The organism is Shewanella spartinae, from assembly GCF_019457555.1.
GTDB classification, from domain to species: Bacteria; Pseudomonadota; Gammaproteobacteria; order Enterobacterales; family Shewanellaceae; genus Shewanella; species Shewanella loihica.
The window spans coordinates 2,671,221-2,683,120 of sequence record NZ_CP080418.1; the positions used below are offsets into that span (position 1 = coordinate 2,671,221).

General features: G+C 56.3%; 12 protein-coding genes. 4 read left to right on the top strand and 8 right to left on the bottom strand.

Annotation, left to right across the window (positions count from 1 at the left end; genetic code table 11):
- Positions 1–36: 36 nt before the first annotated feature.
- Positions 37–567: a CIA30 family protein gene (locus K0I31_RS11795; protein WP_220078507.1), complete on the top strand. Its 531-nt coding sequence runs from the start codon at positions 37–39 to the stop codon at positions 565–567.
- Positions 568–656: 89 nt separating this feature from the next.
- Here K0I31_RS11795 and K0I31_RS11800 read toward each other — a convergent pair whose 3' ends face one another.
- Positions 657–1,841 (bottom strand): cyclic di-GMP phosphodiesterase, encoded by a 1,185-nt coding sequence (locus tag K0I31_RS11800; RefSeq protein WP_220078508.1) that lies wholly within the window; start codon positions 1,839–1,841, stop codon positions 657–659.
- 386 nt (positions 1,842–2,227) lie between these two features.
- On the opposite strand from K0I31_RS11800, the gene K0I31_RS11805 reads away from it, so the two are divergent.
- Genes K0I31_RS11805 through xthA form a run of 3 tightly spaced genes read left to right on the top strand, consistent with a single transcriptional unit; the run spans position 2,228 to position 3,905 of the window.
- Positions 2,228–2,773 carry a septation protein A gene (locus K0I31_RS11805; protein WP_011866058.1) on the top strand — a complete coding sequence of 182 codons (546 nt, stop codon included), beginning with the start codon at positions 2,228–2,230 and terminating at the stop codon, positions 2,771–2,773.
- Positions 2,773–3,072: a YciI family protein gene (locus K0I31_RS11810; RefSeq protein ID WP_011866059.1), complete on the top strand. Its 300-nt coding sequence runs from the start codon at positions 2,773–2,775 to the stop codon at positions 3,070–3,072. Before K0I31_RS11805 ends, K0I31_RS11810 begins: the two co-directional genes overlap by 1 nt.
- 23 nt (positions 3,073–3,095) lie before the next feature.
- A complete protein-coding gene (xthA, locus tag K0I31_RS11815) occupies positions 3,096–3,905 on the top strand; it encodes an exodeoxyribonuclease III (protein ID WP_220078509.1) in 810 nt (269 codons plus the stop codon).
- Positions 3,906–3,980: 75 nt separating this feature from the next.
- Here the strand turns inward: xthA and K0I31_RS11820 are convergent, their stop codons facing one another.
- The 7 genes from K0I31_RS11820 to K0I31_RS11850 all read right to left on the bottom strand — a co-directional run bounded on the left by K0I31_RS11820 (position 3,981) and on the right by K0I31_RS11850 (position 11,750).
- The gene (locus tag K0I31_RS11820) at positions 3,981–5,429 is read right to left on the bottom strand and encodes a methyl-accepting chemotaxis protein (protein WP_220078510.1); all 1,449 of its coding nucleotides are present in this window, start codon (positions 5,427–5,429) and stop codon (positions 3,981–3,983) included.
- A 71-nt stretch (positions 5,430–5,500) separates the two neighbouring features.
- A complete protein-coding gene (locus tag K0I31_RS11825; protein ID WP_144202875.1) occupies positions 5,501–5,995 on the bottom strand; it encodes a DUF1097 domain-containing protein in 495 nt (164 codons plus the stop codon).
- A gap of 234 nt (positions 5,996–6,229) precedes the next feature.
- Positions 6,230–8,473, bottom strand: a complete 2,244-nt coding sequence (locus K0I31_RS11830) for a xanthine dehydrogenase family protein molybdopterin-binding subunit (protein ID WP_220078511.1) — start codon at positions 8,471–8,473, stop codon at positions 6,230–6,232.
- Complete coding sequence (locus tag K0I31_RS11835) at positions 8,470–8,976, bottom strand: (2Fe-2S)-binding protein (protein WP_144202869.1); 507 nt, start codon at positions 8,974–8,976, stop codon at positions 8,470–8,472. The genes K0I31_RS11830 and K0I31_RS11835 overlap by 4 nt, the downstream gene beginning before the upstream one ends.
- A 79-nt stretch (positions 8,977–9,055) precedes the next feature.
- Positions 9,056–9,802 (bottom strand): NTP transferase domain-containing protein, encoded by a 747-nt coding sequence (locus tag K0I31_RS11840; RefSeq protein ID WP_220078512.1) that lies wholly within the window; start codon positions 9,800–9,802, stop codon positions 9,056–9,058.
- Positions 9,799–10,929: an XdhC family protein gene (locus K0I31_RS11845; protein WP_220078513.1), complete on the bottom strand. Its 1,131-nt coding sequence runs from the start codon at positions 10,927–10,929 to the stop codon at positions 9,799–9,801. Before K0I31_RS11845 ends, K0I31_RS11840 begins: the two co-directional genes overlap by 4 nt.
- Positions 10,930–11,105: 176 nt before the next feature.
- A complete protein-coding gene (locus tag K0I31_RS11850; RefSeq protein ID WP_220078514.1) occupies positions 11,106–11,750 on the bottom strand; it encodes an MBL fold metallo-hydrolase in 645 nt (214 codons plus the stop codon).
- Positions 11,751–11,900 lie beyond the last annotated feature (150 nt).

Below are 11,900 nucleotides of genomic sequence, written 5' to 3' on the forward strand. Positions count from 1 at the left end.
CCTTACCTTCTCACTATCCAAGGAGTCGATACTAAGATGGAAACATTAGCCTTACTGACTCACCCAGGTCACTGGCAAATCGTCAACGATGGGGTAATGGGCGGCCGCTCCCAGAGTGAACTGAGTGAGTTCCTCAACGCCAATCAGCAATATCGACTGCGCTTTAGCGGCAATGTCTCTCTCGAGAACAACGGCGGCTTCGCCTCTGTGTCGCGCACCCTGAGCCAGGAGGAGCAACAGATTTTACAACAGGCTCATCCAGGCGGCATTCGCCTCACCACCTTAGGCGATGGCAAGCACTACCAGCTCAGGCTCAAAGTGCTTAAACAGGGCGAGCTGGTCAGCTACAAGGCAAACTTCGATACCCAGGCGGGCAGACTCGAGCAGTGGACCTTTGCCCCAGGGGAGTTTATCGAAACCTTTCGCGGCGCGGATTACCCAACGCGGCCCTACCCAGACCTGACTCAACTGGTCGCCGTTGGTCTCTTGATTGGCAATGGCCAGGCGGGAGATTTTGAGCTGCAACTCGCCGAGCTGGCTATTCAATACACACAGGCCTCTCAATGATCCAGGAAAACCCTATTAACTCAGGTCGTTAAAGAGCTAGGGGTTAAGTGGCTAAGGCGTTAATAAGCTAGCGCTCGTCCAATAAAGCGCTAGCCCTCGTGGGAGAGAAACTCGATGATCTCATCCATGTTAAGGTCGAAATCATCCGCGCGCACATTCTTGACTATGATGTCATCACGCATCGCCGCCAGATCGATATTGGCGGAGATCTCGAAATGATTGGGATTCAGGCTATAGAAGGGCTTCACCTTGGGGCGGATAGGGTCTTGATGGTTATGACTCTCGACAATCGCCAGACGGTTAGATTCCAGCTGCACCAGAGAGCCCACGGGATAGACTCCCATGCACTTGATGAAGTGATCCACCAACTCGGCGTCCAGCTCGTTATTCTCCCCCAGGGCGCGCAGTATGCTAAAGGCCTTCACCTGAGGATAGCCCGCCTTATAACAGCGATTGGCGGTCAAGGCGTCGAAGATGTCACAGATGGCGATCATCCGGCCAAAACGGGAGATCGCTTCGGCACTGACGCCAAAGGGATAACCCTTGCCGTTGAGCTTCTCATGATGCAGCCTGGCGACCTCAAGGCTCAGCGGGCTGATGTTGGGCGTATTCTCTATGATGCGAATGGAGTGATTGGCATGAGTCTTCATCACCTCGAACTCCTCGGTCGTCAACCGACCCGGCTTGTCGAGAATGCTTGGGGGGATCATGATCTTACCCACATCGTGCAGGAAGGCGCCGATCGCCAGCTCACTCACTATCTCTTTATCTATCTTGAGATAGCACGCAAAAATCGTCATCAGCACAGAGACGGCCACCGAGTGTTCCAGCAAGTACTGATCTTTATGGCGAATGTTGATCACGCAGGCCAGCGCATCGGGATTATCGAATATCGCCTCGATAGACTGATCCGTGACCCGTCTCACCGGCTCCAGCGTCAGGGGCACGCCAGCTTGGGCATCGTCAAACAGGCGTCTCTGTATCGCCTTAGACTCGTTGAACAACTGCTTGGCCTGACTCAGTCGCTGTTTAAACAGTCCAGGCGTTTTCGTTAGCTCGGCGGCTTGTTTAACCTTGGCTGGTTCAGCTGGTGTCACACGCTGTTTGCTGCTGTCGACTAACAGCTTCTCAATGCCTTTACGCTTAAAGCCATCGATCACCTGCTGTTTAGTGATCCATCCCTGCTCCGCCAGTTGAAACTTGTTCTTGGGCTGAGTGATCTCAACCACATACATGCCAACGGCCAGTTCAGAAACATCCAGTTCCACTTTCATATGCTGTACGCCTGCCCCCAGGAGGAAATTCGCTGCTTGCTCTGAGACGCCAAGGTTTTCATAAACCTACTTGGAATCATCTGCAAAAATGTAACACAAGCTTAAACAAAAAACTGCGCCTCAATAGCATCAAGATTTGAGACAAATCAAAAATCTCACTAATAATCATTAACATACAAACAACAAATGTGCATTAAGACTAGCCTGACTGCGCAAAAGAGCAACAGCCAGGTCACTTGATTATCAAACACCAGGTGTGCGCTAGCCCAGATTAAGGGAATTTCATCCCAATTGCGCCGCTTTCACCGCGCCCCAACGTTTGCCCCACTCAAGAGGCATGTTACACTGCCAGCCATCTATATCCCTTGTTTGGTGAACTAGCCTACATGAAACAACTGCTCGACTTTTTACCTCTGGTGATCTTTTTCGCCGTCTATAAATTTTTCGACATCTATATCGCTAGCGGCGCCCTGATCGTGGCCACCGCCCTGCAGTTGGTAGTCACCTATCTGCTCTATAAGAAGATAGAGAAGATGCACCTGATCACCTTCGCCATGGTGAGCTTCTTCGGCACCCTCACCTTGGTCTTTCACGACGATGCCTTTATCAAATGGAAGGTCACTGTGGTCTATGCCCTGTTCGCCCTGGCGCTGGCCCTGAGCCAATATCTGAAGAAGCCGATCCTCAAGGGGATGCTGGGTAAGGAGCTTATCGTCGCCGACAAGATCTGGTCGCGGGTCACCTGGTATTGGGTCACCTTCTTCCTCGCCTGTGGCCTGGTTAACATCTATGTCGCCTTTAACCTGTCTCAGGAAACCTGGGTCAATTTCAAGGTGTTTGGCCTCACGGCCCTGACACTGATCAACACAGTGATCACTGTGGTATACCTCTACAAACACATGCCTGAAGAACATAAAAAGGAACTCAAATAATGTGGTACATGATCTCATCTCAAGATGTTGAAAACAGCTTAGAAAAACGCCTTCAAGCCCGTCCTGACCACCTGGCACGCCTGCAGGAGCTCTCTGACGAGGGTCGCCTGATGATCGCCGGTCCACACCCAGCTATCGACAGCGACAACCCAGGCGAAGCCGGCTTCACAGGCTCTCTGGTGGTTGCCGAGTTCGACTCACTGGAAGCGGCGCAGGCCTGGGCAGACCAAGACCCATACGTGGCCGCCGGTGTCTACCAAAGCGTCATCGTAAAACCCTTTAAGCGCGTACTCCCTTAACCAAAATCGCAGGAAGCAAGCACTTGAAAATAGTTTCATTTAACATCAATGGTCTCAGGGCCAGACTGCACCAGCTACAGGCGCTGATCGACAGCCATAGCCCGGATATCATCGGCCTGCAGGAGACCAAGGTCCACGACGAGGCCTTCCCCCTGGCCGAGGTCGAGGCCATGGGCTATCAGGTGCACTACCATGGTGGTAAGGCCCACTATGGCGTGGCCATGCTCTCCAAACTGCCACCGGTCAAGGTACAGAAAGGTTTCCCCACAGATGATGACGAGGCCCAGCGCCGGATGATCATGGGCACCTTTACCCAGGCCAACGGTCGTCAACTGACGGTGCTCAACGGTTACTTCCCCCAGGGCGAGAACATCAGCCATGAAACCAAGTACCCGGCCAAGCGCAAGTTTTACCAGGACCTGATGCTCTATCTGCAGCAGCACCATAGTCCAGATGAAGATATCGCCATCATAGGCGACATCAACATCTCGCCAATCGATTTGGATATCGGCATAGGTGAAGTCAACGCCAAGCGTTGGTTGAAGACGGGTAAATGCAGCTTCCAGCCCGAAGAGCGTGAGTGGCTGCGGACGCTGCTGGACTGGGGATTAGTAGACACCTTCCGTCAGCTGCATCCGACACGCTCTGAGCGCTACTCCTGGTTTGACTATCGCAGCAAGGGCTTCGACGATAACCGCGGCCTGCGCATCGACGTGATCCTGGCAACGCCTTCTCTGGCCGAGCGTCTGACCGAATCTGACGTAGATTATGATCTGCGCGGTATCGACAAGCCATCCGATCATGCGCCCATCTGGAGCTGCTTCAAAGATTAGTTCGTGATGGATCGAAAAAGGCGCCGAGGGCGCCTTTTTTATTGAGTCACTTTTATAGACTATTGATTCATCTAGCTACTGCAGGCGATATTGCGACAGTATTCCATCCAGCTCAGTGGAGGATTGCTGCAGCTCGCTGGCTAGGACGACCGAACGCTCGGCGGTCTCCTTGATGGTCTGAGACTGGTCACGGATCTCATTGAGCTGGGAGGCAATATCACGCGCCGACACGCTCTGCTCCTCCGCCGAAGCCGCGATCTGCGAGCTCATGTCGAACACCTGATCGATAGAATCGGCCATGGTATCCACATCGCTGCCCACTGACTCTATGGCCGCGCGGCCAAGCTCGGCCTGCTCGACGATCTCATGGGTAATATCCGCCAGCTGACCCGAGCCCGACTGCAAGCCCTCGATCATCGACTGTATCTCCACCGTCGCCTGCTGGGTGCGTCCCGCCAGGGTGCGTACCTCATCGGCCACCACGGCAAAGCCACGGCCCTGCTCACCGGCACGCGCCGCCTCGATGGCCGCATTCAGCGCCAGCAGGTTGGTCTGCTCGGAAATACCGTTGATGGTGGTCACCACGGCGCCAATCTCTGTGGCGTTGCCCGACAGCTGATCCACCGCGCTGGAGGCCGCATCAATCTGGCCGGTCAACTGGCCGATACGGCGCACCGCCTCGGCGATACGCTGCTTACTGTCAGCAGCGGCCGTCGCATTATGCTTGGTATGATCTGAGGTGTTGGCCGCGTTATGGGACACCTCTTCGATGGCGGCGGTCATCTGATCCATCGCCACGGCGACGGTATCGAGAAACTGATGCTGGAACTGCGCCAGCTCATCGTTCTGTTTTGCCTGCAGATTAAACTCATCGGAAGCATTGGCGAGCGTTCTGGCGTTGTTGCCTATGGCCTTGACCATCTCACTCATGTTGTCCGCGTTTCTGTCGATCTCCCTGGCGATAAGGCTGAAGTCATCCTTACCGAAGAAATTGAGTCTGAAGGAGAGATCGCCATCGGCTAAGCGCTTGATGGCGATATACATGTCCCACAGGCCGCCGCCCAGGGAGGTGGAGATCCAGTAACTTAGCTGATACAGCGGATAGAGGGCGATAAGGGCGACCCACAGCATCCACCAGGCATCGCTCTTGCCTTCGGCCTCCCAGGCGGTCACCTCCTGGCTCAGCTGCAGATATTGACCGGCGACCGGCGCGCTGGCGGTCACGCTATCACCGCGGCGCGACTGCTCATCGCGAGATGCCAGCCTCAGGCCGTTGTCCTGGGCAAAACGCCCCAGCGCCTCACCACTTAAGCCCATCTGGCTCGCCACCTTGGCATAGGCATCGACGCTCGCCTGTACCCGGGCCGCCGAACCGGCGTGAAGTTGGTTGTTAGCGGCATTAAGGTTCAGCAAGGCGATGGTCAGGGTAATGGCCGTCACCATAGAGCAGACCACCCAAAATTTACCGTTAAGACTGAGTTTGATCAGCAAGGCATCTATCTTTCTAAACTGGATAGCTTTCATGGAAACCCACTTGTTTATCAGGCTAAATTGACAATTTCTTTCGACCTACAGAATCAAGTTAAGCACAATTTTTATTGTTGAGCCTTGATTAGACGTAACTTTATGGCAGGTATGGTCTTGGCGGTAAAAGCCACCATCTGCCCCGTTAGGAGTGTCATGGCATAACCCAGCAGCGCACCTATCACGAGTGGTGGCAGTATGCTTGCCATATCGCCACCCAGGGCGAAGGTGATGCAGCAGCCGATGAAGGCGCCGGGAATGAAGGCGAGTCTTTGATAACTGGCTTGCAGGCACATCAGACTAGTGACGATACCCGTCAGCAGATAACCCACAAGCGGCGTATCGAAATAGCTACCACCGGAGATCACCACCCAGGCCCAGAACACACCGGAGAGATTAGTGAACCAAGTCATTAACACTCCTTGAAAACCCGCCTTTGGCTGAGCGAAGAAAGTGCTACACGCGAGAAAGCCAACCCAAGTGACTAAGTGAAATGCATCGGCGACCCCTGCCCAAACGGCAGCAAGTAGCCCTGCAGATAATGCGACCTGCATACGATTTTCCATGTATGACCCCTCATTACATTGGAATATTATTTTTGGTTAAATTACTCCAAATTGAATGACAAAAACAGGATCTAGGCCAAATAAACCGGATTAAATGTTATTGAATTGAAAAACCGGCACCATTTGTAGTAAAAGAACCAAAAATCGTGTCACAAATGCATAAGAACGGCGAGAAAAAAGCCAGTCGATATAACGACTGGCTCTAATGGTCTACAGCGTATCTATGGATAGCGACTAGATCTTGAAATGATCACTCAGGGGCAGATCGCGAATGCGCCTGCCACTGGCCGCAAAGATAGCGTTGACGATACTGGGCGCGATGGGCGGCACACCCGGCTCGCCCACCCCGGCGGGCGGCGCCATAGATGGCACCAAGATGGTCTCTATCTCGGGGCATTGACTCAGACGCAGCAGCGGATAGTCATGAAAGTTAGACTGCTCTACCCGTCCATCCTTAAAGCTAATGCGCCCCATCAGGGCGATGCTCAGACCAAACATCACGGCGCCTTCGAGCTGAGAGGCCACCCGGTCGGGGTTGACCAGGGTGCCGGCGTCGATGGCGATAACCGTCTTAAGCACCTTAAGCTGCTTATCCTGAGTCACCTCAACTAGGCTCGCGGCCGCCACATAGGCGGTAAAGCTGCGGTGCACCGCAAAGCCCCACCCCTGGCCTGCTTCAGGCTTAGCCATCTGCTTCACCTTCTGCTCCACCGCTGAGATCACCCCTTTATAACGGGCGGTGTCCACAGGGTGACGCTCTAACGTCTCGCCATAGTTGCCATAGTTGAACTGCTGATCGCTAAAGGTCTCCTGCCTGTCCTTACCCAGCAACTCGCGCCACATGGTATAGGTATCCAGGCCGCGTTTGTTCGCCAGCTCATCGACAAACACCCCGATGCCGAAGCCATGCTGAATGTTGCACACAGAGCGCATCCAGCCGATACGGGTATGGGCGCTGGCTTTTACCGACTCACAGCGCAGGCTGTCGATGGCCAGAGGCACATCCACGAAGCCCAGATCCAGCTCGGAGGCGCTGGGTTCATCCACACCCTCGGCGAAGGTAGAACTGATACTGGGGAAGCCAGTGCGCTGCAATATGGCCTCGACCGCCTTGTCGCCGACTCTGGCCTTGAAATACTGGGCGCTGATGGCATGCAGGTAACCATTTTGCAGCTCATCTTCCCGGCTCCAGCACACCTTGACCGGCCGCCCGGTTTTTTGGGACAACAGCGCCGCCTCGACGCAGAAATCTGGCTTAGACTTGCGACCAAAGCCGCCCCCCAGCAGGGTCACATGCACTGTCACCTGCTCGGCCTGCAGCCCCAAGGCTGCGGCAACTGTGCCCTGGGCACTCTGAGGCGTCTGGGTCGAGGCCCAGATCTCGGCGCCCTTGTCGGTCACGCTGGCGGCCGCCGCCGGTGGCTCCATCATGGCATGGGCCAGATAGGGCACGCTGTAGACCGCCTCTATGGTCTTGTCCGCCGGCCAGCTCTGGCTCTGCTCGCCGAGCTGCCTGACGGGCTTGCCACTCTTCTGCACCGCGCGCTTCAGCTGCGCCAGATAAGCGCTGGAATCGTGCCCATGGTTTGGTGAGTCGCTCCAGCTAATATTAAGCGCCTTACGCCCCTGGGCCGCACTCCAGGAGTTAGTGGCCAGCACGGCGACGCCGCCCAGCGGCTGAAAGCTTGGCGCCCCCTGATGTCTCGGCAGGGTAATAACATCCACCACGCCGGCGACGGCGCGTGCCGCCTTATCATCGAGCTTGTCCACCTTGCTGCCCAGCACCGGCGGGCGCACTACGCTGGCATAGAGCATGTTTTCCAGCTGAATGTCGTAACCATACTCGGCGCTGCCGTCTAAAATCGCCTCCATATCCACTATGGTGTGGCCCTTGCCGATATGGGTAAAGGCCTTGGCGGACTTGAGTTTAAGGCCGGTCACCTCGGGCAGCGGCAACTTGGCGGCTGCCATGGCCAGCTCACCGAAGCTGAGGCTGCGGCCGGAGGCCGAGTGAGTGACCTTGTTATCGGCCGTGCTCAGCTCGGCTATCGGCACCTTGAGACGTTCGGCCGCGGCCTGCTCCAGCATGGTACGGGCCATGGCGCCCATCTCACGCATCTTGTCGAACCCCTTGCGTATGCTGCGGGAGCCATCGGTGTTCTGACTGCCGTAGCGTTTGTCCGCCAGCCCCTGCACCACCACTACCTTGTCCCAGTCCGCGCCCAGCTCGTCCGCCAGCACCTGAGGGATGCCGGTGCGGATCCCCTGCCCCATCTCGGAGCGGTGACAGGTGAGATAGACCCTGTCATCTTCGCCGATGGCGATAAACAGGTTGAGGCGCGCCTCGCCGTTTTGGGCCAGCGCCATCGGACTCCAGGCAAGGCCACTGGCTCCGAGGGCCAGACCGCCACCGGCGGCGCCGAACAGCTTTAATACGTCCCGGCGACTGAAATTTTGTACCGCGCTGAACTGACTCATGCCTCGACCTCCCTTTCGCTCACATCCCTTTCGCTCAGATCAAGCTGAGCCGCTGTGCCGCTCGCCTGTTTGATCGCCGCCTTGATGCGGGTATAGGTGCCGCAGCGACACAGGTTGCCCACCATAGCCTCCTCTATCTGGGCGTCGTTTGGCTGAGGATATTGACTCAGCAGCGCCGCCGCCGACATCAACTGCCCCGCCTGACAGTAGCCGCACTGGGGCACATTATTGTCGCGCCAGGCCTGCTTAAGGCCATCGGCCGCCAGCCCCTCTATGGTGGTCACCTGCTTGCCCTGCACCTGCTTTAGGCTGGTCAGACAGGCCCTGGCGGGCTCGCCATCGACATGTATGGTGCAGGCGCCACAGAGTCCGGCGCCGCAGCCATATTTGGTGCCAGTCAGCCCCAGGAGATCCCTGATGGCCCAGAGCACGGGCATATTGGGATCGGCATCTAAGGTGTAATCTTTTCCGTTTATCTTGAGTCCTAGTTTCGATTGGGACATCAGTTTCTCCTTGTTGACCAATAGGCTATGGTTAACGGCCTTGCTTTAATATGAATAGCTTTAATTTGAGTCAGTTGTGTCATTGGGCGCCCGCCTTGCTCCTCGCCAAATACGCCATTAGCTGAGATCGGGTATCGATATCGACGCTGGCATCCTCCATCGCCATGGCGATGAGGCTGCCCTCCTGGTAACGTCGAGACAAGAGGGCCTTGGCGCCGCGATCGCCGCGAAGACTCGACAACGCCTCATAATCGTCAAAATGAAACAGCGCCGGCGCCCCCAGAGTTAACTCATAATAGGCACAAACCCGGGTGTTTGCCCGGGCGCGGGCGCGAAACAGCCCAAGGTAATCATCAGCCCCCAGTAGCAGCTGATCCCCAAGGGCAATCAATAGCGTCTCGGCGCGCTTCGACCTGGCCTCCTTGGCCGCCGCGGCGATAGAGTGACCAAGCCCCCCTTTCCAGTCAGGGTTATGCACTAGCTTAGCCGATGGCGGCAAGCAGGCTGCCACCGCCTCATGGTAGGCACCGGTGATCACACAAAGACTCGCGCCTAATCTGGCTGCCACCTCACTTAGCGCATGAAATTGGTGACCTATCAGGGTCGTCGGGGATGGACCGGCAACGTAATGAGCCACTATGTTTTTAGATTCAGTCGGCTTAGGTTCTGACGAAGCACTTGCTAGGTCATTAGCGATTAAGTCATCACTCGCCAAATCATCATTTGTTAGGGACTGCGCCAGCTTCACGCCGCCGAAACGCTGGCTCTGCCCCGCCGCCAGCAGGGCGATCATCACCTTACCTTGGATACAGGTATCAGGCTTCACGCCATCACCTCTTTGAGGGCGACCCGCTTGGCGCCGTGCAGCACGCCGTGACATTCGGACAATATGGAGAGGGCTATCGAAGATGGCAGCTCGCCCCCCAGGGCCAGTCCGGCCGGCGCCGAGAAATAGGCGTTAAAGCTTGCCGCGTCGAGCCCGGCAAGGGCCAGCACTCTGTCACGCCTATGGCCCGGCCCAAGCAGCGCTAGGTAGCTAAGCTGCTGCGCATGTTGATGAATTGCCGCCAGGGCCTGGGCATCCAGCTCTAGGTTATGCTGCATGACGATGGCGCCATCGAGGCGAGTCCAGAATTTCTTGGGCAGCTCGTTGACCGGTAGCTTGATGATGTTGGCGCCGACAAAGTCATACTCCCTGGCATAGCTGGTGCGACGGTCGACCACATCCACTCGCCAGCCCAGCTGCTGGGCAATCTGACACACGGGCTGGGCGTCCAGGCCGCCGCCGAAGATCGCGATGCGATGACGCTCACGCAGGGGAACGACTAAACTCGCAGACTCACCTTGTACCGACTCACCTGGCACTGACTGGCCTTGCACTGACAGGCCCTGCACTGACTGGCCCAGCACTGACTGGCCCGGTAAAATGCCGGGGCGGGGAAAGTCGCTCAATTGCCAGCCCGCCTTGGCATCATCCAGGGCCTGCTGGCTGGTCCACACCTGGGCGCCAACTGAATCTGAGGAGCCAGCAGCGCTAGGCGACAGCGAAGCATCGACAAGATCTAACTGATAATGGCATCGCCCCTGGCTGGCGAGCGCGGCCTTAAGCGCCTGAAAATTCAGATAATGATTGGCGACGCACAGGGGCACCAGCATGAGATGAACGAGTCCGCCACAGCCCAGCTGATAACTGGCATCGGCCTCGTCGGTGGCATCGTAACAGACGCTGGCGGCCTGCCCCGTCTGGATCACCTTCTGGGCCCGGCGGCGCAGGTCGGCCTCCAGGCAGCCGCCGCTCACCAGGCCGACACTCTTACCCATACCGTGGATCAGCATCATGGCGCCCACCTTTCGATAGGCCGAGCCCTCCACATGGGTCACCACGGCCAGCACCCAATCATCTTGGGGCGCCGCCGACCAGGCGTTGAGCAGATCTTCGATGTGATGTGACATATCCCTGTGTCTCTTAGGCAAAATTAAGGGCTAATGCCTTAACCTAGCAGACACAGAAATAAAAAACAGACTCAAAGCGTTGCAAAAGATTTCACAACGAAAAAACGGCGATTCGAATGAACCGCCGTCTTAAAACAAGTATTTAGAATCCTGATTATCAAGATTAGTTAGTGAGATCAGTTCAGCAGTTGATCCGCCACGAAGGGGTTTTGCTGCCGCTCGGCGCCGAAGGTCGAGATAGGCCCATGGCCGGGAATAAAGCTCACCTCACGCCCCAGCGGCCAGAGCACCTGGGTGATGGAATTTATCAGATCCGTATGACTCGACTGAGGAAAATCGGTGCGGCCGATAGAGCCCTTAAACAGCACATCACCCACCCAGGCCAGCTTGTCGGCCTCACTGTAGAACACGATATGGCCCGGCGTATGCCCAGGGCAATGCAGCACTTCCAGGGACTGTGCGCCCACTGTGACGCGATCGCCCGAAACAAGATACTGGGCCGGCTCGAAGGCGGCCACGGGCAGAAAACCAAAGTGCTTGCTCTGTTGCGGCAGGGTCTCAAGCCAGAAGGCATCGTCCTTATGGGGGCCTATGATGGGCACACCCGCCGCGTCGGCCAACGCCTTGGCGCCGCCCACATGGTCGATATGCCCATGGGTGAGCAAGATCTTCTCCAGGGTCAGGCCGTGATGGGCCAGCTGCTGCTGGATCCGCTCTATGTCGCCACCCGGGTCGACCACGGCCGCCTGTTTGGTTTTTTCACACCAGATGATGCTGCAATTTTGCTGAAATGGCGTCACAGGCACAATTTGATACTTCATCTTATTCTTTCCACTTTCATCCACCCCGGCATAGGTTAAATCATCGGGTTGGGATTCTCTAACGGCACTGACAAAAAGATTGATCTAGGATAACCTATCCGCGTCATTTAGTACCCTATTGCCTGACATTAGCGCACATTTATTCATCAA